The 24,698-nt window shown below is 43.2% G+C and carries 28 protein-coding genes; 4 read left to right on the top strand and 24 right to left on the bottom strand.

Translation table 11 applies throughout. The features are described 5' to 3' along the window. Positions 1 to 45: 45 nt before the first annotated feature. The 6 genes from MHI52_RS12535 to MHI52_RS12510 form a co-directional block, all read right to left on the bottom strand. Positions 46 to 1,110 (bottom strand): polysaccharide deacetylase family protein, encoded by a 1,065-nt coding sequence (locus MHI52_RS12535; RefSeq protein ID WP_100528763.1) that lies wholly within the window; start codon positions 1,108 to 1,110, stop codon positions 46 to 48. 221 nt (positions 1,111 to 1,331) lie between these two features. Then, the gene (locus MHI52_RS12530; protein ID WP_405159111.1) at positions 1,332 to 2,384 is read right to left on the bottom strand and encodes an ABC transporter substrate-binding protein; all 1,053 of its coding nucleotides are present in this window, start codon (positions 2,382 to 2,384) and stop codon (positions 1,332 to 1,334) included. A 108-nt stretch (positions 2,385 to 2,492) separates the two neighbouring features. Continuing rightward, a complete protein-coding gene (yjfF, locus tag MHI52_RS12525; RefSeq protein WP_017689006.1) occupies positions 2,493 to 3,467 on the bottom strand; it encodes a galactofuranose ABC transporter, permease protein YjfF in 975 nt (324 codons plus the stop codon). Beyond that, positions 3,457 to 4,500, bottom strand: coding sequence for an ABC transporter permease (locus MHI52_RS12520; RefSeq protein ID WP_081745908.1), 1,044 nt, complete (start codon positions 4,498 to 4,500; stop codon positions 3,457 to 3,459). The genes yjfF and MHI52_RS12520 overlap by 11 nt, the downstream gene beginning before the upstream one ends. Before the next feature lie 4 nt (positions 4,501 to 4,504). Further along, complete coding sequence (locus MHI52_RS12515) at positions 4,505 to 6,016, bottom strand: sugar ABC transporter ATP-binding protein (RefSeq protein WP_036609094.1); 1,512 nt, start codon at positions 6,014 to 6,016, stop codon at positions 4,505 to 4,507. Between the two features lie 84 nt (positions 6,017 to 6,100). Further along, positions 6,101 to 7,123, bottom strand: coding sequence for an ABC transporter substrate-binding protein (locus MHI52_RS12510; protein WP_017689009.1), 1,023 nt, complete (start codon positions 7,121 to 7,123; stop codon positions 6,101 to 6,103). A 243-nt stretch (positions 7,124 to 7,366) separates the two neighbouring features. On the opposite strand from MHI52_RS12510, the gene MHI52_RS12505 reads away from it, so the two are divergent. The 3 genes from MHI52_RS12505 to MHI52_RS12495 are packed head-to-tail and all read left to right on the top strand — an operon-like array spanning position 7,367 to position 11,731. Then, positions 7,367 to 9,178, top strand: a complete 1,812-nt coding sequence (locus tag MHI52_RS12505) for a sensor histidine kinase (RefSeq protein WP_036609096.1) — start codon at positions 7,367 to 7,369, stop codon at positions 9,176 to 9,178. 5 nt (positions 9,179 to 9,183) lie between these two features. Beyond that, positions 9,184 to 10,773 carry a response regulator gene (locus tag MHI52_RS12500; RefSeq protein WP_339287149.1) on the top strand — a complete coding sequence of 530 codons (1,590 nt, stop codon included), beginning with the start codon at positions 9,184 to 9,186 and terminating at the stop codon, positions 10,771 to 10,773. Next, positions 10,766 to 11,731, top strand: a complete 966-nt coding sequence (locus tag MHI52_RS12495) for a substrate-binding domain-containing protein (protein WP_339286499.1) — start codon at positions 10,766 to 10,768, stop codon at positions 11,729 to 11,731. The genes MHI52_RS12500 and MHI52_RS12495 overlap by 8 nt, the downstream gene beginning before the upstream one ends. 134 nt (positions 11,732 to 11,865) lie before the next feature. On the opposite strand, the gene MHI52_RS12490 is transcribed toward MHI52_RS12495, so the two are convergent. The 7 genes from MHI52_RS12490 to MHI52_RS12460 form a co-directional block, all read right to left on the bottom strand. Then, the gene (locus MHI52_RS12490; RefSeq protein WP_100528756.1) at positions 11,866 to 12,390 is read right to left on the bottom strand and encodes a GNAT family N-acetyltransferase; all 525 of its coding nucleotides are present in this window, start codon (positions 12,388 to 12,390) and stop codon (positions 11,866 to 11,868) included. 37 nt (positions 12,391 to 12,427) lie between these two features. After that, positions 12,428 to 12,751: a hypothetical protein gene (locus MHI52_RS12485; protein WP_405159110.1), complete on the bottom strand. Its 324-nt coding sequence runs from the start codon at positions 12,749 to 12,751 to the stop codon at positions 12,428 to 12,430. Between the two features lie 45 nt (positions 12,752 to 12,796). Continuing rightward, positions 12,797 to 13,243, bottom strand: coding sequence for a GNAT family N-acetyltransferase (locus MHI52_RS12480; RefSeq protein WP_405159109.1), 447 nt, complete (start codon positions 13,241 to 13,243; stop codon positions 12,797 to 12,799). 180 nt (positions 13,244 to 13,423) lie between these two features. Then, complete coding sequence (locus tag MHI52_RS12475) at positions 13,424 to 14,251, bottom strand: phosphotransferase family protein (RefSeq protein WP_405159108.1); 828 nt, start codon at positions 14,249 to 14,251, stop codon at positions 13,424 to 13,426. Positions 14,252 to 14,326: 75 nt separating this feature from the next. Next, positions 14,327 to 15,259 carry a hypothetical protein gene (locus MHI52_RS12470; RefSeq protein ID WP_405159107.1) on the bottom strand — a complete coding sequence of 311 codons (933 nt, stop codon included), beginning with the start codon at positions 15,257 to 15,259 and terminating at the stop codon, positions 14,327 to 14,329. 33 nt (positions 15,260 to 15,292) lie between these two features. Then, on the bottom strand, positions 15,293 to 16,120 hold the full coding sequence (locus MHI52_RS12465; RefSeq protein WP_405159106.1) for a methyltransferase domain-containing protein: 828 nt from the start codon (positions 16,118 to 16,120) through the stop codon (positions 15,293 to 15,295). A 111-nt stretch (positions 16,121 to 16,231) separates the two neighbouring features. After that, positions 16,232 to 16,474 carry an rRNA adenine N-6-methyltransferase family protein gene (locus tag MHI52_RS12460; protein WP_405159105.1) on the bottom strand — a complete coding sequence of 81 codons (243 nt, stop codon included), beginning with the start codon at positions 16,472 to 16,474 and terminating at the stop codon, positions 16,232 to 16,234. A 157-nt stretch (positions 16,475 to 16,631) separates the two neighbouring features. On the opposite strand from MHI52_RS12460, the gene MHI52_RS12455 reads away from it, so the two are divergent. Next, positions 16,632 to 17,081 carry a DUF1569 domain-containing protein gene (locus tag MHI52_RS12455; RefSeq protein WP_405159104.1) on the top strand — a complete coding sequence of 150 codons (450 nt, stop codon included), beginning with the start codon at positions 16,632 to 16,634 and terminating at the stop codon, positions 17,079 to 17,081. A 59-nt stretch (positions 17,082 to 17,140) separates the two neighbouring features. Here MHI52_RS12455 and MHI52_RS12450 read toward each other — a convergent pair whose 3' ends face one another. The 11 genes from MHI52_RS12450 to MHI52_RS12400 all read right to left on the bottom strand — a co-directional run bounded on the left by MHI52_RS12450 (position 17,141) and on the right by MHI52_RS12400 (position 24,529). Next, positions 17,141 to 17,722, bottom strand: a complete 582-nt coding sequence (locus MHI52_RS12450; RefSeq protein ID WP_405159103.1) for an HAD-IA family hydrolase — start codon at positions 17,720 to 17,722, stop codon at positions 17,141 to 17,143. A 45-nt stretch (positions 17,723 to 17,767) separates the two neighbouring features. Further along, positions 17,768 to 18,703 carry an acetamidase/formamidase family protein gene (locus MHI52_RS12445; protein ID WP_405159102.1) on the bottom strand — a complete coding sequence of 312 codons (936 nt, stop codon included), beginning with the start codon at positions 18,701 to 18,703 and terminating at the stop codon, positions 17,768 to 17,770. Between the two features lie 87 nt (positions 18,704 to 18,790). Beyond that, the gene (locus MHI52_RS12440; protein ID WP_339300811.1) at positions 18,791 to 19,270 is read right to left on the bottom strand and encodes a DinB family protein; all 480 of its coding nucleotides are present in this window, start codon (positions 19,268 to 19,270) and stop codon (positions 18,791 to 18,793) included. A 36-nt stretch (positions 19,271 to 19,306) separates the two neighbouring features. After that, positions 19,307 to 20,110 (bottom strand): aminoglycoside N(3)-acetyltransferase, encoded by an 804-nt coding sequence (locus tag MHI52_RS12435; RefSeq protein WP_405159101.1) that lies wholly within the window; start codon positions 20,108 to 20,110, stop codon positions 19,307 to 19,309. A 134-nt stretch (positions 20,111 to 20,244) separates the two neighbouring features. Further along, the gene (locus MHI52_RS12430) at positions 20,245 to 20,703 is read right to left on the bottom strand and encodes a DUF5662 family protein (protein ID WP_240767979.1); all 459 of its coding nucleotides are present in this window, start codon (positions 20,701 to 20,703) and stop codon (positions 20,245 to 20,247) included. 50 nt (positions 20,704 to 20,753) lie between these two features. Then, positions 20,754 to 21,272, bottom strand: coding sequence for a phosphotransferase-like protein (locus tag MHI52_RS12425; protein WP_127546045.1), 519 nt, complete (start codon positions 21,270 to 21,272; stop codon positions 20,754 to 20,756). 54 nt (positions 21,273 to 21,326) lie between these two features. Continuing rightward, positions 21,327 to 21,809, bottom strand: coding sequence for a DinB family protein (locus MHI52_RS12420; RefSeq protein WP_127546042.1), 483 nt, complete (start codon positions 21,807 to 21,809; stop codon positions 21,327 to 21,329). Beyond that, positions 21,806 to 22,534 (bottom strand): metallophosphoesterase family protein, encoded by a 729-nt coding sequence (locus MHI52_RS12415; protein ID WP_339286491.1) that lies wholly within the window; start codon positions 22,532 to 22,534, stop codon positions 21,806 to 21,808. Before MHI52_RS12415 ends, MHI52_RS12420 begins: the two co-directional genes overlap by 4 nt. 34 nt (positions 22,535 to 22,568) lie before the next feature. After that, complete coding sequence (locus MHI52_RS12410; protein ID WP_339286490.1) at positions 22,569 to 23,225, bottom strand: DUF4367 domain-containing protein; 657 nt, start codon at positions 23,223 to 23,225, stop codon at positions 22,569 to 22,571. A gap of 42 nt (positions 23,226 to 23,267) precedes the next feature. After that, positions 23,268 to 23,822: a helicase gene (locus MHI52_RS12405; protein WP_339287148.1), complete on the bottom strand. Its 555-nt coding sequence runs from the start codon at positions 23,820 to 23,822 to the stop codon at positions 23,268 to 23,270. A gap of 179 nt (positions 23,823 to 24,001) precedes the next feature. After that, a complete protein-coding gene (locus MHI52_RS12400) occupies positions 24,002 to 24,529 on the bottom strand; it encodes a YfiT family bacillithiol transferase (RefSeq protein ID WP_405159100.1) in 528 nt (175 codons plus the stop codon). Positions 24,530 to 24,698 lie beyond the last annotated feature (169 nt).

Below are 24,698 nucleotides of genomic sequence, written 5' to 3'. Positions count from 1 at the left end.
CGGGATTTCATTATAGTGCATTATTTTTCAATCAACCTAAGCTTGTTAATGTATTTCCAAGTAATCGATATATATATCCCATGTCCCATCATCGGCTGTTACAACCAACTCAATGACCTGATTTCCCGTCCCATGGCTGATATTATTCAGGGTATAAACCGCTGGAGCGCTTCCGCCAAAGTAAAAGGTTCCCTTCGTCTGTCCGCCAATCTTCAAATCAACTCTAGCCATGTTGGCATTGTTTGAAGCTCCACGAAGCGAGAAATTATGAGTGCTCGTTGCAAAATTCTGAGTGTATTTAACCAAATCATTGTTGGCATAAAGGACCACACCATTGAAAGGAGAACTGATATTGCCGGTGTATTGTCCACCTTTGATCATGTTCTCAGCTTCCACTTTTGTTCCGTTACTCGGGGGATTAGTAGTGCTATTATCGGGTGCGACTGCCCGACCGGTAGTTGATGAGATCATGCCGGAGCAAAGGCCGCGATTCTTCAGATTTTGTGCAATCTGCGGAATGGCCTGAAGTGTCGTCTGGTACTGATCATGCATTAGTATGACGTCACCACTTTTCATCGTATTCACAGCTGCTACAATCTGGGTTGCGCTGGCACCATTCCAGTCTTGGGAATCTACGTTCCACAGTACTTCCTTCAGACCGTTTTGGCTCACAACGGATTTCAAGGTCGCATTTGTCGCACCGTAAGGAGGTCTGAACAGTTTAGGTGAACTTCCGGTAATAGACTGGATCGTCTGTTGTGTCCGAGTAATCTCTGACGACATCTGAGAACTGTTCAATGTAGTCATGTTTGGATGTGTATAGGAATGATTGCCAATCCACATACCAGCTGCTACTTGTGCAGAAACCAGAGATTTATTATTTTGTGCATTTTGTCCAACATTGAACATCGTTGCCCGTAAGCCAGCCTGCTTCAACGCGTTAAGCATGTTTGTTGTATTTCCAGATGGGCCATCATCAAACGTCAGACCTACATAACCATTCGGGCAACTTGCATCTGCAGCACGAGCATCAGGCACCCCCGGAATAGAAAACAAGGTACCGAAAAGTGCGAGAGATATTACCGCCTTTGCCAGCTTAACTTTGAACATAAAATTACCTCCTCATAATATATTCACAGCATACTACCTTCTACACTCCCTCTCTTTATCGAACTCTCACCCCTCGAAAAAAAGCGCTTTCAAAAGTATGTAATCCGCTACGTCCTTTCTCATAGAGAAGAGCTTTTAGTTCAAGGTGAGTTCAGTATAAACGATACCTCTATTTAAAGTAAATTGAATTTTATCCAAAATGTTCTAATTTTTCACGAATTCTAGAATCGCCTGTTGTACATCTCCCGTCCAGCACTCTCCTTTGTAAAAATATCCTCCGGGGGCACCATGCGCTTCGGGAGTGTACGCCCTGCAATAATTTCTTTTGTAGCCTGCATAAGCTGAGGACCAAGCAGCGGGTTACATTCCACCACAGCGTTGATTTTCCCACTCGCCAAAATTTCAAGTGCTTTGCGGGAGCCGTCCACCGAGACAATGATAATGTCCTCTCCCGGCTTCAGCCCAACTTCTTCTATCGCTTGTATGGCGCCAAAAGCCATTTCATCATTATGGGCAAAAAGAACCTGCGGCCGTTCGTCTTCCGGGACCTGAAGGAATTCTTTCATCACTTGTTTCCCATTGTCCTCCGTAAAATCGGCAGGAGCACTTTGTGAGAAGATGATATCTGCTCTGGTTTCGAAAATGCTTCTAAAGCCCTCGCCACGCTGGATAGAGGGTGTAGAACCACTCGTGCCTTGCAGTTCGGCAATCCGTATCAAACCCGGATGATTTCGCATCCGATCCTGAATGTACTTTCCGGCCTTCACACCTTCCTCATAAAAGTCCGATCCAATCGTTGTCACAAAAAGTGAAGTGTCTTTGACATCAACTGACCGGTCTACGATAATCACGGGTATACCTGCATCCCTGGCCTCCTGTAGGATACCATCCCAGCCCGATTCCACGACCGGTGCAATGGCAATGACATCCACCTTTTGCCTGATGAACGACCGAACAGCCTCGAACTGTTTCGTCTGAGACTGTTCTGCATTTTTTATGACAAGGGAGATTCCCGATTCAGCCGCAGCATTGCGAATAGACGTGGAGTTTGCCAGACGCCAGGCACTCTCTCTGCCCAGTTGTGAAAAACCCAAGACAATCGGTTTCGTTGAGGTATCCCTTGCTACCGCTGATTCCATCCATTCCTCAACGGAGGGAAGAGTTTCTAAGTTGTTAGACGAGATGAGAGGAGGAACAGATTCAGACTCAGGGGTTGTGCAGCCGACAAGCAGCAGTAGAATGAACAAACACAACCAGTTCACATGTCTTCTCACTCACATATCCCCCATCTCCATGTTACGCTCAACATTCACCAATGCAGAGCGCATATTGTTATATCATTGTTTCGGTATCCGTGTTCAATATCATTTAATTCGATCAACTTAATGCAGTGATTTCGAGGATACTCGCCGCCCGCTAAGAAGTCGTTGGAACAAAATAAAAACAAACAGCATCAGGCCAATCACAATCTTGGTCCACCATGAGCTGAGCGTACCTTCGAAGCTAATTATAGTTTGGATAGCCCCCTGGATCAATACACCAATAAAGGTTCCCGCCACATATCCTACACCACCTGTTAACAAGGTGCCTCCTATTACAACAGCGGCAATGGTATCGAGTTCAAGACCCATGGCGTGTAATCCATAACCGGATAACATATAGAAGGTAAAGACAACACCGGCAAGCGCGGAACACAAACCGCTGAACGTGTACACCAGGATTTTGGTACGTGCAACCGGCAGTCCCATGAGCAACGCGGATTGCTCGCTTCCGCCGATGGCGTAAACGTTGCGCCCAAACCGGGTGTAATGTGCCAGGTAGATCGCGAGTAGTACAATGACCAGAGCAATAATCACATTAATGGAGACAAAGCTGCCCCCTGGCAGGGAAATCTTCGCCTGCGCAACCTGTGTGTAAAATGGATTCGTAATGGTAATGGTGTCGAGACTGATGACATAACACAGCCCCCGCGCCAAAAACATGCCTGCCAGTGTCACGATGAAAGGCTGAATTTTAAAATAGTGGATGATCGCCCCCATGACTGTGCCAAACAACGCACCCATGACAAGCACCATAGGTATAACGATCGCAGGCGACCATCCTTGCTTCTCGACCAGACTTGCGCTAATGATGGTCGTCAGCGCAATGACAGATCCTACCGACAGGTCGATTCCTCCCGATACAATCACAAAAGTCATGCCAATTGCCGTGATAATCAGAAATGCGTTATCAATGAGAAGATTAAGCAGTACCTGTGTGGAAAAGAACCCCGTATACCGGAAAGAGCCTATGGCAAACATCACGGCCAGCAAACCGAAGGTGACAAAGACCGGGAGATACTTACGATTAAGAAACATGGCGGTTAACCCCCTGTTCGGCTGGAAACTTCCGTTTTTTCCAACGGATCACCATGGAATTGCGGAATGAATCGGATTGAATCAAACATACGGCCAGTACTACAAAGGCTTTGACAACCAACGTAACTTCTGGCGGGACTCCAATCATATAGATCGTCGTTGTTAAGGTTTGGATAATGAGTGCTCCAACGACGGTACCCATTAGATAGAAACGACCACCATTGAGCGAAGTACCCCCGATGACTACAGCAAGAATGGCATCAAGTTCATACCACAGACCTGCGTTATTGCCATCCGCACTGGATACATTCGAGCTGAGAATAAGCCCGGCAATGCCGGCACACAGACCACAGAAGACATATACCGTGAGAATAACCGTTTTTGAACGAATACCTGCCAGTTGGCTCGCGTTTGCGTTACTTCCAACCGATTCAATAAACAGTCCCAGTGCCGTTTTTCTCGTCAACAGTGAGGCAACAAGCAGTACAGTTAATACGATGAAGATGGAAAAAGGCAATGCTGCAAGCGAACCTGCCCCGATATAGGCATAGTTTGCGTTGGATACAGTAATAATCTGTCCACTCGTAATCAATTGCGCAATCCCACGTCCAGCTACCATCAGAATAAGCGTTGCAATAATGGGTTGGATTCGGGCAACCGAAACCAGCGCCCCATTCCATATGCCCAAGATCAGTGAGAGACCTATAGATAATCCAAGTGCGCCCAACATAAGCCCGAGCGAATTCTGATCCACTCCTCTGCTGATGCTCATACAAGCCACGGCACCGGAGATCGCTACAATGGAGCCCACGGACAAATCGATACCTCCGGTCGCAATCACAAGTGTCATACCGATCGATACCAGAATTAAGGGCGCTCCAAAATTGAGAATATCAATCAAGCTGCCATACAGATTCCCTTCACGCATGACGAGGGAGAAGAAATCCGGAGAGTACAGCAAATTAAAGATTAAAAGTAAACCAAGCATACATAACGGCCAAAACAAATGATGTTTACGCATCTTGCCCGCCATCTCTTTAACCTCCTGCCATTGCTTTCATGATTTGCTGTTGATGGATCTGATCCCCGCTAAGTTCTTGCACTTTTTTGCGGTCCCGGATTACGGCAATCCGGTGGCTGACACGAATCACTTCTTCCAGCTCGGACGAAATGAACAGCACGGCCATGCCCTGCTTCGACAGAGAGAGCACCAGCTTCTGTATTTCAGTCTTGGCACCGATATCAATTCCACGCGTAGGTTCATCGAGAATCAACAGATCGGGGTTCATCAGCAACCACCGTGCAAGCAACACCTTTTGCTGATTACCGCCGCTCAGATTTTTAATTAAATGCTCCGGGTTTTTCGGATGGATATTTAACAGGTTGATGTACTTTTCGGCGATCTCATCCTGTTTCTTGCGTGAGATGGGTTTGGACCAGCCTCGTGTCGCTTGTAAAGCCAGAATAATGTTCTCCCGAATGGTCAAATCATCGATTATGCCTTCGGTTTTACGGTTCTCGGAGCAAAAAGCAATATTCTGATCAATTGCATGACGCGGCGACTTGACCGTACTTCCTGTATCTACAACGAGCAGCTTGCCTACATCTGAACGATCTGCACCAAAGAAAAGGCGAGCGATCTCGGTACGACCAGACCCCAATAACCCAGCCAAGCCCACGACTTCTCCTTTGCGAATGTCCAGATCAAATGGCTCAATTGCTCCTTTGCGTCCAAGTGCCTTAGCGGTAATTAACAGTTCTCCCGACTCCGCCTGGGCAGCATCCGCTTCCTTCGGAAGCTCCTCAAGCACCTCGAGTTCCTTGCCGATCATCTTGAGAACCAGTTCCATGCGTGGAAGTTCTGCGGCTATGTACTCTCCTTCCAATTCCCCGTTACGGAGCACCGTTAGACGATCCGACATTTCGTATACCTGATCAAGAAAATGAGTAACAAAAAGAATTGCGAGACCTTCACTCTTTAATTTGTGCATAATACGAAACAGTTGCTGAACCTCGTTTTTGTCCAGACTGGATGTGGGTTCATCCAATATGAGCACTTTTGCCGAGATGCTGAGTGCTCTTGCAATTGCAATCAGTTGTTGCATCGCGACCGAGTAAGTCTGTAAAGGAGCCTTAACGTCTATGGACAGATGTAATCTGTCTCGCAGAATGTTCTCCGCATCTTTGTTCATTTGCTTCCAATTGATTTTGCCAAATCGCATCGGCTCCCGCCCGATGAAAATATTCTCAGCGACCGTTAAGTTCGGACAAAGATTGACCTCTTGATAAACGGTACTGATTCCCGCCTTTTGCGCTTCAAGCGGACCGGAGATCGAAAGATGCCGGTTATCCATGGTTACCGTTCCTTCATCAATGGAATAAACGCCAGTCAGAACTTTAATAAGCGTCGACTTCCCCGCTCCATTCTCACCCATCAAGGCATGAATCTCGCCCGGAAACAAGCGAAAGCTGACGCTGGATAGCGCTTTAACCCCGGGAAATTGTTTGGTGATGCCTGTCATTTGCAAAATGGGTGCTTGCTCGGCCATATAACCCTCTCCTTTGTTATGGAAAAAAGTCATTTAGCGACAGCCTGGTCGAAAAATGACTTTTCGGTGTTATACGAATCTGCTTTAATATTCACGTGTTGGCAATGCTTCTTTGGCTTGCTCCGATGTGAAGGTCGTCTCATCCGTAACGATTCGGGGTTCGATGTCTTTCCCGTCCACTACCGATTGAACCGCTTCCATTAATTGAGGTCCTAACAACGGATTACATTCAACGATAAAGTTGATTTTGCCATCAGCAGCAGCCTGCATACCATCCTTCACGGCATCCACAGAGATAATGGTAATATCTACGCCTGGTTTCAATCCTGCCGCTTCAATGGCCTGGATTGCCCCAAGTGCCATATCGTCATTATGTGCATAGAGAACATCTATTTTTTTATGTGCTTTGAGGAAAGCTTGCATGACTTCTTTGCCTTTGGCACGTGTAAAGTCACCCGATTGTGAAGCAATCACTTTAAGCTTCGAATTGGAAGCAATCAATTCCATAAAGCCCTCTTGACGGTCATTCGCTGGTGCGGAGCCTGTTGTACCCTGCAGCTCAACAATGTTGATTTCGTCTTGTGTGTCCTTGTATTGGTCACTAAGCCACTGACCTGCTTTGCGTCCTTCTTCTACAAAGTCGGAACCAATAAAGGTTTTGTAGAGGGTTTTATCCGGCGAATCCACAGCACGGTCCGTCAAAATCACGGGAATTCCTGCATCCTTCGCTTCCTTCAATACGGTATCCCAACCGGATTCTACAACAGGGGAAAAAGCAATCACCGTCACCTTCTGTTGTATGAAGGATCGCAAAGCTTTAATTTGATTTTCCTGCTTCTGCTGCGCATCGGAGAATTTCAAATCATAACCCGCTTCTTTGGCTGAATCCTGAATCGACTTGGTATTCGCCGAACGCCAGCCACTCTCCGCACCAACCTGCGAAAAACCAAGCGTAATTGTTTTGGCGCTGGCAGGTGTACTGCCATTCCCACTCGTTGAAGTTTCATTATCGGAGCCTGCTCCTCCATTGGTACTGCTACATGCCGTGCTGACCAGCATCACCATAGCCAATGTTATGGCAAGTCCCCACTTTTTTTTGGTTCGCATGTTGTGATCCTCCCTTTTTTCGTTTCACCTTGTGGTGTGACCACATTATAGAACGCTTTCATTCCAAGCTTATATGGAGTCTCATACTTTATTTATGTAATAATTTAGTAATTTCAAAGAATGAAGTTTAAAAAGTGTAATTTCTTTGTTTAATTGTGTAGTATTTAGCGATTCTCTTACATATTAGAAAATCATGTTATACTAATGATACATTTTTGATCCCTTCAGATGGAGTGGAAAACGTTGAAACTCATTCAATGGATTGCTTCAAGCCTCAGGCTTAAATTACTCAGCATGTTTATCATCCTCAGTTCAGTACCACTGATCGTGGTTGGATTGATTTCTTACCACAAATCCTATACGGTCGTATCCAATCATAACAAGGCCTCGACACAGCTGGTTGCCGACCAGCTTGCTAGGAACATTGACATCTTGTTTGAGGATACGGAACGGCTACTCGAACTGGGCAAGAACCCGCAAGTGCTTCAATACTTGTATTCTCAATCGGAGTCCTACCCGGAAGCCAAAGCCATCCTTCAGACATACAATCTTTATCGGGAAACCTACAAGTATGACAAGGTACTTAATATCTCATTCGTGAATTTCTATGGAAAAGGCATAAGTGAACGAAAAGGCGTGTTCAAGCTGGAACGAAATCCGCTGCGTAACCCGTACTTCAAGTATCTGATACAGTATCCGGATGCCATTCTGCGCATCCCTCATTCTGCAGCCTATGCCGAATATAACAGGCTGGATGGGTTTGCTTACCCTAAACAGAATGCGCTTTCAATTATAACCACGGTCAAAGAGCGAATTACGCATGAGGTCATCGGGTTCATAGTGATTGATTTGAATGATTCATTCATTGATGATTTTTTGACGAATACCCCCATTAAGGATTCCGGTTTTTTCTATATTAGTGATCAATACGGAAATACACTCTTCAGGCCGGATGTCACCCCGGCATCCATAACCATGATGGATCAGATCCGATCGGTCCCTTTACATCTACAGCACGACAGCTTTATCCTGTCTGCAGGATCCAAACCCCAGTTTGTTGTATACAGCACCTCAAAACAGACCGGATGGAAAATGATCGGGGTAGCTCCTTATCAGGAAATCATTGCAGAGGCCAATAGCATTCGCCAATTGATCATCATTACGGTTTTGTTAAGTGCTTTCTTTGCGATATCGTTATATTTTTTCCTGAATAACCGACTGATTCTTCCCATCCGAATTCTGATGAACAAGATGCGTAAAGCTGCAAACGGTTACTTGGAAGCCAAAGTCACACCACATGGCTCAGACGAAATTGCTGATCTGGGCAAAAGTTTCAATGTGATGCTGGATAAGCTCAAAATGCTAATCGAAAAGAGCATTCGAGAGAATGAACAGGTGAAAATAGCTGAACTACGTACGTTGCAAGCTCAAATCAACCCTCATTTCCTGTATAACACGTTGGAATCCATCCTATGGATGGCTGAAGCAGAGAAAAAAGAAAATGTAATCAAACTTGTGCAGGCCCTCTCGAAGTTCTTTCGTTTGAGTCTGAACAAAGGATTCGACTGGGTATCCATTCAAACCGAGCTTGAACATGCGCGGAGTTACTTGGTTATTCAACAGATGAGGTACCACGATATTCTCACCTACGAGATCAGCGTTGATCGTGAGCTTCAGGATTATCCCATTTTGAAGATGACGCTGCAGCCCCTGATTGAAAACGCGCTCTACCATGGGATCAAGAACAAACGCGGTCAAGGGCTGATATCCATACACGGATATGTAGAGGACAATAGCATCATTCTCACCGTACAGGACAACGGAATTGGCATGTCTGCGGATCGATTGGCACAATTACGTGAAGAGCTGGAGAAGCCGGCCGGTTCCCGTTCACCCCAAGATGACGAGCAGGAAGGCGGATTTGGTCTGCTCAATGTACATCACCGGATTCGACTCTATTTTGGACCAGCTTATGGCGTTGAAATGGAAAGTACCTATATGGAAGGCAGCACATTTATGATTCGTATCCCCAAAAGCAAGGAGGTTAACCGTTGAAAAAGGTGATGATTGTGGATGACGAAATTGGAATTCGGGAGAATATACGGAGCTGCATCGATTGGGAAAAGGAAGGTTTTCACTATTGCGGGGATGCACCCGACGGCGAGCTTGCGTTACCTTTAATTCATGAATGGGCTCCGGATATTCTGATTACGGATATCAAAATGCCATTTATGAACGGATTGGAACTGACCTCCATCGTTCGCACTCAACAACCTGATATCAAAATCATTATCATGAGCGGTCATGATGAATTCAGTTATGCCCAGGAGGCTATCCGACTTGGTGTGACCGAGTACTGTCTAAAGCCCATTAGTGCAGCAGAGCTAATCCAAATGCTTCATAAGGTCAGCAAACAAATGGATGAAGAACATCAACGCATGACAAACCGAACGATCACCAAAGAAAAACTGCTGGCCGATCTGTGCGGAGGACTCATCGGTACAACCGATGCGATTGAATCAGCCAAACAACTCTCACTTCCACTCTCGGCCCGGTATTATACAATTGTCATTATCGACGTTCGATTAACAGATGACTCCCGGGACCCGGAATCCCTGATGAAGAAGCTGCTTCCCATACTGGAGGAAACTCGTGATCCCCACGTCGAACTTCTTCCTTATATTCGAAGCCGGACCGAGTTGGTGCTTCTGCTCAAGTATCACTCCGATGACAGCATATCCGTATATCTGGAGCAGCTTCGCGGGCGGGTTCGTATGGAACTTGAGCATACGTTCAAATGTAATATTATTCTGGGCATTGGCAGTCAACAGGAGCGGCTGCAAGGAATTCATGTCTCGTATCTGGAAGCGGAGGAGGATAAATATATTAATCGACTCACCCTTCAGAACAGAGCTTCTCTACATGACATTAACCTGGATGAGCAAACGACTCTTTTTCTCGACAGGAATTCGTTTCTTGAATTTCTCAAAATCGGCAGCCCCAATCTGCGTGACCATTTTTTGCAAGAGTTTGCCGCTCCATTACAGTCCTTCGACTGGAAGTCCTCCTCGTATGGCTTCTATCTGTTGAATGATCTTACGCTGGAGTCGTTTCGGCTCGCGAATCAGTTGTTCCGCATGAGTGACCATTCGGATGAGAACATTACTTCCCTACAACAGACGATTCGGAAGATTACGTGCTGGGAGGATTGTACCCAATATCTGTGTTCCCTGCTTAACCTGTTATGGCAGAGAAGAGCAGCGTGCTCTGGAAAATACAGTGATGTCATTGATCAGGTGAAAGCCTATGTATCCCGTGAATACAATAACGAACAAGTCTCGTTGAAGATGATTTCTGCACACGTCAGAATCAGTCCAAGTCATCTAAGCAAGATTTTCAGTCAGGAAACTGGTCAAACGATAACAGAGTATCTAACCCAGATTCGAATCGGCAAAGCCAAGGAGCTGCTGAAAACAACCAACAGCAAAACCTTTGAGATTGCTTACAAAGTTGGTTACAATGACTCTCACTATTTTTCTAATATATTCAAGAAAACAACAGGTTTTACGCCAAGAGAATACCGCACTCAAGGAACCGAGGAATCGCAGGCCAGATCATCAGATACGAGAAAAGAGCCAATGTATGAATAAAGCCAGATTTGCACTTTTACTTACACTAATCCTTCTGCTCCCGATGATCATTTCATCCGGTTCGGCACACATTCGCCCACAGCAGATGGCTGCAACACTTCCTGCGACTTCACCTGTAGAGAAATTTGCAGCGAGCAAAACTTTCGGTATTATTTATCCAATGACGTATCCAACCTATGAGATGATCACGAAGGATGCAACGGAGTATGCAGAGAAACACGATATTACATTAATTGTAAACGCACCTGATGAAGCCAATACCGAACAACAGATACGTATCATGGAGAATATGATCAAACAGCATGTGGACGGGATAGCTATATCTCCTGTGGATGCTGCTGCACTTACACCCGTTATTGATGCAGCCCAAGCTGCAGGTATTCCTGTCATTACATTTGAGTCAGATGTCCCATCCAGTCATCGAATCGCTTATGTGGGCGCCGATAACTATCGCACTGGCCAGCAGTTCGCGATGACGACTACAAGACTTCTGCATAATCAAGGCATGATTCTTGTCGAGAATGGTTTGGAGGAGATGCAAGGTTTGCAGCAGCGGCTTAATGGATTCATTGATTACATCCGCAGTGAAACAGACATCGAGATCTTGGAAGTTCGTTATCATCAAGGGAATGAAGATCAAGCCATGTCCGATATGGAGAACATGATTCAGGCTCACCCTCACTTCAATGCCATTATCGGGCTCGATTTTGTTTCTGTCTCTGCCTCTACCCTGATCTGGAAAGCAAAAGGCCTTAACCGGCATTTAATCGCGTTCGGTGATAGCCCGACTAGTGAAAACGGGTTGCTCAACGGTCAATTGTCTGCCGTTATTTCGCAGAATGAAGGAGTCTGGGGTGCCAAAATGATGGAGACCCTGTTACTCGCTAGCGACAGTGTGCCTGTGAAGGAATTTATTGATACGGGGATCATTGAAATAAATCAGAAAGAAAGCAATTAAGGGGATGTCCGCCTGTCATTCTGATGACAGGCGGACATCCCCTTTTAATTTTCGTACACGTAGTTATTACATCCGTTCATCGAAGTGTTTATCAAGAAAGATGACTCTCAAGTATGATGATCCTTTTTAAAAAGTCATTTTTTCCATTCGTTTTCTAATATGCTCATTTCGATTAGATTCCAGAATGTATCTTCATATCTTCTCGCATCACGAATAAGTCCCTCTTGTACAAAGCCCGCTTTTTCATAACATCGGATGGCTGAGACATTAAAATCAAATACGCCCAGACTGATCCGGTGCAACTTCTCCTCTTCAAATCCAATTCGAAGTGCCTCATCGATCATTTGCTTCCCATAACCTTTACCCTGATACGGCTCGCCAAGTAGCACCTTACCGATACGCCCTGAACGATTATATCGATCGATACCGCCAAGAGCAATATGACCCACAATCTCCTGAGTTGATTCATCCATCACTTTATAAATGAACTTATTTGAAGTGTTCTTATCATTGGCACCCTGCAAATAATCCGATAGTTGCTCTCTGGAAAGTGGATATTGGAACTGAGGGCCGGCCCACTGGAGCAAAAATGCTTCATCCCCACTCCATTCGATCAGTTGATCAAAATCTTCCGGTTCAAAGTATTGGAATGTAATCATGTATATCCGCCCTTTCTTTTTTATGTCATATCATAACCTATTTCAGTTCTCTTGTGTCGTCATAATTATGAGTTTCATCAAACGCTCTGTTTCTTATATTCATTTCATGAATGTAGTTTCTGACAACATTCATTGTACTAATTAAACAGATAACTCCACCCAAAATGCATATCGCGCCTATCCAATAATTCAGTACAAAATTCACTTGATAATCACTCGGAGTATAGCTGCCAGCTGCTGCTGACTGGAATGCTGCATACCCTAGCTTAGGAATCACCTCTTCAATCATTTTCGAGATTGTAATAATCATAATTCCCAGCATGATAAAGAGTAATGAGAAAATAATGTGTATATGCTTCAAAGACAAGCTACCTCCTTTACAATCCAAATCGCGTGTGTTTTGGCACTACTTGCATCTTAGAAGCCGAACGACTTCGCCATCAATCAGCCCTTCACTTACGCTGTGAAAACCAAATGATTCATACAGATTTCCGGCGATACCATTTTCCGGCCTGTGTCCAATCATGATGCGTTTGCAATTCAGCGATTCTTTCATTAGATCAATCAACTTCCTAAGCGCTTCTCTTCCATAACCTCTGCCCTGATATTTTGTATCTATCATTAGAGCAAGAAGCCAGTAGTTATCCTCATGATCGAGCTTATCTGAGTACACAGCAAAACCAACCAGATCCGAATCATAATAGATGGCCATGGGTCGAAAATCGGTCACGACCTTGGATTCAGCAATCCAATATACAACTGGCGCGGGAAAACTTTTTCTCTGCTCTTCAGTTACATCCAGTTGGGTGCAAGCATACCAATTATCCACCGACACACGTTTTAAATGAATCATAGTTTGAAATTCCTCCTAGTGAAAATTACACAGAGGAATCCCTCGATACCCTTCCCTGGGTCCTCTGCGCTAGACAAAAACACCTCTTGCAACTTCATTTCTTCTACTCAGATTTGTATTGTTTCTCATATCACATCACTCCTCTCACGTATATTTCAGCGTTTCAACGAAATTTCACGATTAAGACTTGTTAAAGCTCGCTTGCAGTGTCCATTCTAATCTGCGGAGCCATTCCCTATGTACATCTGGATGAGCATTCTTGATTCGGTTCATGATCTGTATTACTTTGGATGTGGAATATGCCCGAATTAGATCATTTGTTACATCAATATTTGTACGTTCTGTATATGCATTTAAGAAGACTTCTGACAGATCCTTTGCCATGTGAGGGTAATGAAGATGCACAAACCAGACCACCCATGCGATATCAAACAACGGATTGCCCCATCCTGCCCACTCCCAGTCCAAAATGAACATTGAATCGTTGGATAAGATGACATTATGTGGTCCGTAATCTCCGTGAATCAGAGTTTGCTCCCCATGATCGGAAATGTCCAACACTTCTTTTACCATGCTTTTGATTCCGGAGGGTACAAACTCAAGTTCCTCCACATCATTAGCGGACTTCGTTATGACTGGCAGCTCTGCTTCGCAGTCACCTCGTTTGATTGTGTGCACGTCTCTGGCGAGATATATACCAAGTTGCTCATAAATTTTCCTGCCTTGGTCACGTCCATCTTGATCCAGCAGCCTCTGTGCGTTTATTCCTGGAACATAATCCATCATAACAAACAGCCAGTTTTCTTTTTCAAAGCAATCATGCACTCGCGGAGTCACGCCAGAATGATTTAACAACCTTAGCGCGCTTATTTCTGTCCTTGCATCTGTATTTTCTACATGATAGATTTTAGCAATCATCTGCGGATCAGTTCCCTCAAGTAAAAGGGTCGTATTGGTATAACCACCTGTTAGTTTAACAATGTTCACATTCGGAAATCTGTTTAACAAGATGTCATGGTTCACTTCATGCATTCCTTCTTTCTTAGTCCTTGAAGTTCAGTCCTCATTTAGACAACCTCAAACCTAATCTTCGATCTCTGAAAGCATAGGGCTATGTTTAATCAGTTCAGCGATTTTAAAAGATTTATTGGCACCTAACACTTCCCTAACAGCTTCAACCCCCTCTGACTTCCAGACCGAACAGACATATTTAGAAAAAGCATACCCATTCAAAGCATATCCATTGTCCTGTAGCCGTCTGAATAACCCCACACTTTCCTCTACCTTTTCAATATCTGTCAAAATACATGCCAGATTGTTCATCGCGATGTGAACATCTCTCTGTGAGTTACTGGATGAATTCAATTGTCTCCAGCTACCTACAACTTCCTGATTTTTTATTTGATCTAATGCTGACCAGTCGATCTTGTTTATCAAATTCAGCGTTTCATCCAGAAGCAGATTTACTTCTCTAACCTCCCCAACATGATGCAGATAGGCCAGACGCTGTTTGTTGTATGTAATTCGGGCAAAAAGAATATTGGACCATGTCTCATCTTCTTGTATAAGCTGGTTCATATTTTCAAGCACACTGTCCATTTCACTGTATCTCTCCAAAACCCAAAGCGAACCACCTAAAGCCCGATGACTCTCGAATCGAGCACCTCGGTTGGTATCCAACTTCGGGGCATACTTGCAAGCATATTGGTACCAATCCATCCAATCATCAAAGTAGTTCCCCAGAGATAACGACAACGCTTGTGTTGAATCCGAAACAATCCAGTGTAACTGCTCCGAGGCGAGATTTTCTTTCCCCCATTTGAAGAATTCCCGGTGATTGGCATAAAGCGGTTCCGGCTCTCTTAATAAGGCATAACCATCTGAAACATTCCAGTAGACCCAGCCTTGTTCATGGACAGACAATTCCCTGGATTGTTCGAAGTTTTTCAGTAACTCAATCATACCCTGATGATCCCCTCGAACTACTAATTCCTGAAAAGATTGAACGATATTCATCCCCATCCTCCGTCCCTATTAGTTTCAACCCAGCTATGTCAATGGCTTCGTCCCGCAAGCTGTAATGAAATTCATCATGGCATAGGCTTCCGGCGAATGATTTATCGCTTCAGATGCTTGTTGCAGCTGAGCAAATTCCTCCGAACTGATCACACCTTTTTCAGCAAAATGTACAAAACGATTAAGATTAAACTGGTGCTTAAACCCTTCTATGCCTAACAGATCACTATGTTGAAGGACAGAATCAATGTCAACATCGATGTATCCGCTCTCAGAAAGGAGACGCGGCAGACTTCTACCAATTAAACGATTACCGCCGTGTTGTGCCACATAGTCCGAAATTTTCATTAATACCGTATGCAAAGCAGGAACATCAGGATTCACTGCTCCAAAAACGCCATCATCCACATCAATAATGGCAAGACGGCCGCCAGGCTTCAGTACACGATATATCTCTTTTGCAGCTTCGTCAGGATTGTTCAAATGAAGAAAGGTAAGTCTTGCCACGACAAAATCAAAAGAATCATCCGGCAGATCCATCTGGTAGATGGAAGACTCTACAAATTGTAATCGCTTGGGAGGAATATCTTTCAGCCGTTCTTTGGCTTGTGCTTGCAGTGAACGATCAATCTCAAGCGAGGTAAGCTCGCTGTCCGGCAGACTTTTCAATAATCGCTCTGTAATGTAACCTGGTCCGCTTCCGACTTCCAATACACGCATTCCATTTTTCATCCCATACCACTCTAGATTTCGGAATTCTTTGGACCACCCCATTATCGCCTGCATCTTTAACCTCTCTAATTCCTCTTGTAAACTTAACACTGCCGTTTGGATACTGTATGTTGAACGCGGATCACTCATATATTCTCTCCTGTTCTTAAGTAGAATAATAAAAACATATATTTTTAGACCTTTTTCTTCCCTAGAAAAAGAGCAACCTTATGTTGTTTCTCTATCGTTCCACCTGCAGCATCAATGGAATGTTTGATTCGCTCCAGCCAAGTTGCTGCCTAATTCAATACACGTGATGTTTCTATAATCCTTGCTCACCAATCCGCCAGTGGCCTGCCCCGTTCCGCAGCCAATCTCAAGAATGGAATCCTCTTTATTAAGATTCAGATATGTAAAAATATCATCAAACATTTCACTCGGATAGACGGGTCTATATCGTTCATATTCATCTGCTACGAGATTAAACGTTTCCTTATTTTCCAAGTTCGCATCCTCCGATTTCAATTGTGGTTTTCCTATAATACATTGACTAAACTTACCATATCTTATTATTCTTGATAGTAAGAGGATGAACCTTTCAATAAGAGAATGATGATAGTTTAAGTTCAAATTTTATATCCTAGAGGACTGAGGTGTTCTTGTGAAAAGTATATTTGATACGATCAATGCTGCTGAAATTACAGAGCGCATGGCTCAACTTAGTGAAAAATCCATCCCTGAATGGGGCACGATGCAGGTCTCTCAAATGCTGGCTCACTGTTCAGCATTTCATGATATCCCCTTAGGAAATGCTTTTCCACCTAGAGGATTACTTGGGAGACTTATAGGACGGTTCGCAAAACCAATGTTTTATAATGACAAGCCCTTGCCCCATAATATGTCTACAATCCCGACAATCATTATTGATAATCAACGACAGTTTATGGAAGAAAAAGAAAAGATTGAGCAGCAGATTAATATCTTTCAACAAGGTGCTTCAGATAAATTCTCCCGCCACCCCCATCCCTTCTTCGGAAAATTAACAGCCGAGCAATGGGGTAAAGGCATATACAAGCATTTAGATCACCATCTAAAGCAATTTGGAGTTTAGCGGTTATGCACGGTGTGCCAGTTATGCATGCTGTTCTATTACTGTTTCTGGATTACAGTCTAAATTAGCAATGTCTCAACTTCATTAACCCAATCTCCTTCTTCGTCAGCCAGTAAAGTCCTCCAACCAAGTAGCTTAGCAGAATGTAAATTTTTCTCTTGATCATCTATAAATAGAACCTCTTCTCCAGCTGCCAGGAGGGTTTTGACCCGTTGGTATATCTCAATCTCAGGTTTGCATAAACCCACTTGATTAGAGATGGTTACACTTTTGGTAAATGAGAATAAACGGCTCAGATTCGGCTCAATCCATTCCTTACAATGATTGCTGAGTAGATGGATATCTGCGAACTCACTCCATCGCTCAAGGTATTGAGCGGCTGGTAAGGGAACAATCGAATTGTATAAGATGTCCTTCGCTCGGCTTATTGATAATTCAGGATACATCTCCTTCAACGATTGCCAGAACTCTTCTTCCCTCATCATTCCTGTCCAGAGCTTTCGTTTGATTCCTGAAAAATGTACTTTCAAAGATTCTGCCGATAGGTTGGTTTCCTCACTCATATCTTTCCAGCACGTCAACGACATATTACTTAACAAAACCCCTGCGATATCTAAAACGATCTGTGGTCTGCCTTTCATTTTATCGACCCCCAAGTTCTAATACGACGTATAACAGGCCTTAATTCACTTAAAAGCGTCATGCGGAAGGACAGCATGCACACCCTTAACGCCATTCACAATTTGGGTGATACGCAGGTCAATTACCGCGCTTCCAAGTGCAATCGCTTCCACTCGATCTAGTCCGTACAACTCACCCATCAGATTGAGCATCCCGTCTAATGCTTGAACCGTAGCCTCATTCAGATCTTCATGAAAACCGAAGGTAATCCAGCCGGATGGCGTATGTGCACGAGGATTGGTCAAAATCATATCATCAATCACATTAAGCGTGACATCCACCACTTCCATCGGACATTCAATGGCCTGACAGCTGACTTCACCGTCCCCCTGCCGTGCATGACCATCACCAATCGCGAGATAACCCCCGTCTACGGGGATAGGTAAATATAATTTACTTCCCTGCACCAGTTCCTTGCAGTCGATGTTTCCTCCACAATAGCGAGGTGGCCAAGTCGTATGAATCCCACCTGACTCTGGCGGCATGCCCACTACACCCATAAACGGCGAGAGAGATACAGTGAAGGACTTTCCTTTTATTTCACAGGTTCCATTCATCGTTTGGCGATCAAGTGTCCAGTTCAGCGACAGTTCTTCAACCTCTGTTAGATGTAACTTATGGTTCTGCCAGTTCGGATATCCGCCGGCGGAAGTAAACCCGTAACTCCCGGGTACGATCTCATTAAAAACAATCTCCAACGTCTGTCCTTGCTTCGCCTCATCGATATAGATCGGACCGATTAAGGCATGACCTCCATCTTTTTCACCTTGACGATCAAAAGGTTTAATGCGTTCCACATAACTCACACCTGTTCCCCAGCCCGCATCTAGCGTCTGAAAACGAATGGAATCACCAGATTTCACGCTCAAAATGGGGGTTACCTCATTAGTAAATGAACCGATCAGATTTTCCTGAGTTAATTCAATTGTATGACTACTCACTACAATCCCTCCCTGGTTTGGGATACATATTATATTCAAAGCAAGCAACATGCTGTGTTCCGTGTCATCCCCTGCCTGCTAAATCCTTTATGCTTCAAGGTTGGCAAGATATTTCTTCAACGGTTCCATATGATGCTGGTCATGCCATATAAAATCTTTAAGGTATTGGGGAATATAAAATACGTTCCCCTCTGCGTCCAAATACGTCTGATGAAGCTGTTCCTCCGATAACCCTCGAATGTCATTCATAATTTTATGGCGGTACGTGATAGCCTTGTTTACGATTTCGGACGTCTCTGTGCGGTTACCAAATTCAATAGCTTTGCGATTAAACTCTTCAAAATTCATATGTTTCAACGTAACTGGCTGCTTCAGAGCAATCTTCTCAATCGCTTCCTTGTAAAAATATCGGTCCCATAACATGATATGACTGACGATGGATTTTATCGTCCATTTCCCTTCTTCCATGCTGGAATTCCAGGTCTTCTCTTCAAGATGATTCATCGTCTTGACAAACAACGCCCATTCTTCAAAAGTTTGAAGCAAATGTTCAATCTCTTTAGTCATGATTACATTTCCCCCTTCTATCTTTTTTGAAATGATTCACTGCTCGATATGTTCTCTTCGGTTACGATTCATCCATCCCAAAGCATAATCAATCATCTCTCTTTGGGGTATCAGATAACTCACAGATTCCCCTACCATTCCTTCGGTAACAGCGTTAGTCTGGATCTTAAACTCATTAAAAATCAATTCAAAATCATCTGATTCATTGTTAATATCATCGTATGTAGTCCATTGCTCAATTCCATCCACCAGCATTTTTACTCCCCAGACTTTTGGCTTAACAAATGAATTCTGCTGTTTATATTCGGCCAGGTGCAAGGAGGTGTTACTATTTGTAGGCGCACCAAGTAACAGAATGTATCCACTCAAATCATAGATTTTTCCTAACGGAGATTTCTCATTTAATGCATAATGCAAGTTGTGATCTTCCATTATCCGTTTGGCCTCTTTCCCCCAGGCAGCAAAAGACATGTGCGGATGTGAGCTTCGAAACACACCATCTTGCCTCCGAAACACCTCAGGAATGATGCCCATATACGAGGTTGGTGTTAAATCAGGATAATAAATAGGCATGTTGTCTTTGATGAACTCAATTTCCTCTGAAGACAGGTTCGCGTCATGCTCTGAAGGTTCACAAAGATGTTCTGTTTGAGTGGGCATGACAATGGTTCCATTGGTTCCAACGGCTTCTTCCAGAGCTAAAATAACACTTACCGGGCCACCTATAACCTTACCTATTGCTTTGAAGGAGGAATGAACGATTATCGTCATGCCCTTCTTAACACCTAAGCCTCTTAAATCATTAATGAGCGTACTTTTTGTAATTCCACCTGTTATCATATGAACTTTTCATCCCATGCTGTATTGATAATTCCCAGTCTAACATTCCATTCTTTCAGCTTTTTTCGTTTTACGGCAGCCCGCTCTCCTATGGCCAATTCCAAAAACCGCATATCATTTTGGATCATCATTATTCACCTCTCTAATAAGTACTGCATAAGCGCTTCTCTCGTCATTGGATGCAGAATAACATCTTCCGAGTTCATCATACGTTCTGCCAAATTGGAATCTTTGACTCTGCGGCCCCATTTTCTTGAAAAAGATCTCCAGTCACATACCATTTCTATAAAATATTTTTTTGGCATAGGCAAAGCTTCTTTTGTAGTTCTGTTTACAATCCAATACTCCCAATGATGTTTATTATGATTCTGGTGATGTAACCATGCGTTCTTCCATCTTAGTTCTGTATCTTCATCTTTACGGCCCGCATAAAACTTGATTGCATAAGGGATAAATTCTTGAGGACAAAACTTGGATAAATCATGAAGCAGCCCTTGTACATATAAACCTTCATGCCAGCACTCGATTAAAACATTCAATTTATGTTCAGTTACATATAAAAAGTACCTCCAGTATGCAGAAAGCAATGTCATCCACACCCCCAGCTTCTTTTTACATTCTCTTCAATTCATACAGTGAACCCCTATTCACTTTTAAACAGCGTATTTATAATCATCTCGGCACATTCCTCAGGTGTATGCAGACTCGTATCCACCGAGTAGCTATACTGAATGTCGGAAGCCATGATTTGATGTTGCTCATCCGATTGCTCTTCTCTTCGATCCCCACGTTCGATGTTCCGCTGACGGCAGATGTCGAGGGGGCAATATAACTCAACGATATCCAGTGGATACCCTTCAAAAATCTGTTTGACTTGTTCATAATGCGGCGCGAGCTCCGGTCTTTCCACAAGAATGCCATCAATCAGAACATGCTTTCCATGGTCTGAAAATACTTTTGCCGTATGATACATCATTACAATCGCTTCACTCAGATACTTCCAGTAATCCGTCTGAAGATGTTTATCACCAATCGTATTTTCAAATAAATCATTAGCCACAACATAGAAAAACGGATCATCGTATGATTGCATCGCCTCGACAATTGAAGTTTTACCAGAGCTGGTTACACCGTTCAAAAATATAATTTTGCCTTTTTCCATGATGTTCATCTTCCTTTGCTTAAGTATAATTTTATAAACGTAATACAGCGTGTCCTACGTGTGTTTCATTGATTTTTTGAGCAGCATGATCTGGCCAATATGATAGGCATTATGAATACATAGATTTGATACAACTCCCCACCATGGCGCGTTGAAATAGGAAGGGATTTCACGGGTCAATTTATGTTCTTCGCTATCTTCAAGTGCCCTGTTCCAATCACCAAAGACGGTTTTTAGTCTATGTAATGTCTTGCCCCACTCCACATCATTCAGGTTAGACGGATCTATCTCGAATGTATCCTCATTATTCACTGAATGCTGCCCGTCGACCTGTTCGGCAATATATCTCTCAAGCCACTTCTCATTCCAGAAAATAAGATGATTGACGATCGCCCAGATGGAGTGCTCCCCCTCATTCTTTACATAAGCGGCCTCCGCCGCATTGAGGTCTGTCAAAATATCATGAAGCGGTATAAACCAGCTCTTGTCATGATAACAGGCGTTTAATTGGTCTATGAGAATAGTTTTGTAACTCATCGTTGCACCTCACTCAGATTAAACTTTGAATCAGAAGTTACGTAAGAACCATTTTGGTAAATTAAACCATTAAGTTGCATTCCATAGGCACATCCACCATCAATGCCTATCTTATCTTCACCAAACCAAATATTGGCTGTCCCGTGGATATCTATCGTTTTTGTATGTCCAAAAATAATGTTTCTGTGTAAATTTGTAAACGTATGTCGGATAAATTCATCTCTCATGTACATAAAATCATGATCTGATTGTTTCCTCCATTCTATGTAATTAGGATTTAATCCGGCATGAACGTAAATATGAGCTTCATCCTCATGGTATAGAGGTAATTCACTCAAAAAATCAATATGATGACCGTAATCTATTTTTATTGACTCTCTCGCATGCTCCAACATTCCATCAGAAATTTCGCCTTTAACATTACAATAGCTCTGAAGTGTTTGAATACCGCCGTGTTCAATAAACTTCGCTTTAATTACAGAACTTCCCTCATTTATTAAATCAACTAACCGTTGATCATGATTGCCTCTTAATGCAATCGCATGATGTTCATGAACTAATCTGATAACCTCTTTGACCACTTCTTTACTGTTAGGACCTCGATCCACATAGTCACCGAGCAAAATTAGTTGATCATATTTCGAATTGTAATTGATATCATGCAATAACTGATTAAATGGATCAATGCAGCCATGAATATCGCTAATCATTATCGTCCGATTCATAGAAACTCCTTTTAGAACAGTTATAATATAAAATTTATCCGTTCATTGACTTCGCAATCTTCATCACAAGATCTTCTGACATGTTTCCGCCAATGATCTCGTATTGCAACGCCTTCCCATGCACATCCTCTTCGATCCATATCAATTGGGAAGTTTCGTTATTGAAAATATAAAATGCTTGTACACCACGTACGGCTGCTTGTTTAACCTTAGTACCATCATGATCAGACAATGCGATCCGGCTCTTTGTTGTCCCGAAAATATTAAGTTTATAACCACCGTATTCTTTATAGGTGATGCTGATGCCCACAACCCTCTTATTGGGCTTCAAGTCGCGTATCACTACATTTCTGCCTGACCTGTTACTTTCTTCAATCATTTCATCAATTTCTTGCGGAGTTAAATTATCAAATCCATAAAATACATGAATGGCATCTATATCAGAATCAATCGGAAATTTCGGCTGCCATGGAGAATAATGTTTCTGCAATTGTTTCAAACCGTCTTCCCATGGAATGGGTGCATAATTGGTCTGTTGCGTGAATTGATTTTCTATAACATCTGCGGTATAAATCGCCTTCCCCTCACCAGGCTTTAAGTCAAAGACGATTCGGTCAATCGCATGATCATTGCGTAAGGATTCAATTTGAATTTTTCCAAGCACATCTCCGCTTTTGTTTTTGATATCCATTGGTCTTTCACTCCTTTGTTTTCAAAAATACCTTTCTGATCTTCATGCTATAGAAAGCTGAGACCTACAGAAGATAAAACGATCATGAGGACTCCAAATATGCAAATCGTCGGCAAGATATCCTCGTAACCATAACTTGTCGTTTATTCGTCTGAGATAAAAACCTTTTGGAAATTCATTATCCTCCGTAAGGGCTGCAGATGCTATGGTAATGGAGCCGGACGGAGCTTTGTTACCCTCTGAAATATTGGTAGAACATATCTCAGGCTGATCCAAACATTGCATTCTTAGATAAGGTCCTAACTCAACCGGACAACATTCTAGCCCAAGATCATTTGCTCTTCGAAAGAGCTGAAAAGTCGTAGCACCATCCGAAAATCCAAGTTGTCTGACGGTCAACTCAACCGTTTGCAAGCTTTGCTTTGTACCGGAAACTACAAATCTCTCATCATTTAACAACTGTTCTCCATATTTATTCAATAAAATAGAGTATTGGTCCAGTTTCTGAATAAGCTCTGGCTTTGTTAAACCGCCAACGTCTACCGTTCTTATTTCAACTGAACAGTCAGGGTATACTTTTTCGTCTTCAATCAATATCCGTATCCCCCTAAATCAAGATTACTTCTATTTGAATTTATATTTAAAACGTAGTCACTCATCTAGTTCTGAATTCGTTTACATACAAATGCTCAGTAAGTGGTAGCAGCAAACCAAGGCTCCTCAGAAATTCAATTCACAATTTCCCATTATGTTACCTCCACACCTGAGATAAGACCCTACCACCTCTGCGATGTTATACAAGATTTAATTTGAGCAATATGATGCTGCCCGTGCCATACAAATCTTTGAATCGCGATATCCAATGTAATTGTACCTAACACTTCTGTTCGGAGTGTTCGTCTAAACTGATCGGGATGTAAACCAAGCAGCAGAGTGAGAAATCGCTTGTGTAGTATTTCCATCAGCAAAATTGAATCTTCGATGAGCGTATTCCTGTAATCATGTAATGATGCCCATAAATCCTCTCGATATGAGCTTGCCATCGGTTCATCTTCAGTCAAGGCTCTCTTAAATCTGATATAAGCGTTCATGTCATTATCCGCAAGATGGTGCACAATCTGTGTGATTGTCCAACCGCCATCACGATAAGGAGTACAAAGTTGATCATCATTGAGACGTTGTGTAATCTCTCTTAAGGTCTTCGTAATTCCGGGAATTTGATCTATAATGTGAATTCGGTCCTCATTAGAGAATTTAGAACTTGGCTCAAAGTGTCCTATCGGAAAGCGTACATTTTCATCCAAGGTTGACCACCTCTCCATTTCTCTACTATAGAACCAAATCATATCCAATATAACCCACAATGTTCCATTTGCGAAGTGTAAAAGCAAAAAGAAGCAACCCCTATCTTGGGTCGAATGGTGTTTGTCTAGAACAACACCAACCAAGATAGGAGCAACTTTAAGGTGGAGT

Source organism: Paenibacillus sp. FSL H8-0283 (genome assembly GCF_045040675.1).
In the GTDB taxonomy this organism is placed as follows: Bacteria; Bacillota; Bacilli; order Paenibacillales; family Paenibacillaceae; genus Paenibacillus; species Paenibacillus amylolyticus.
This window is presented reverse-complemented; position numbering and strand designations above follow the sequence as displayed.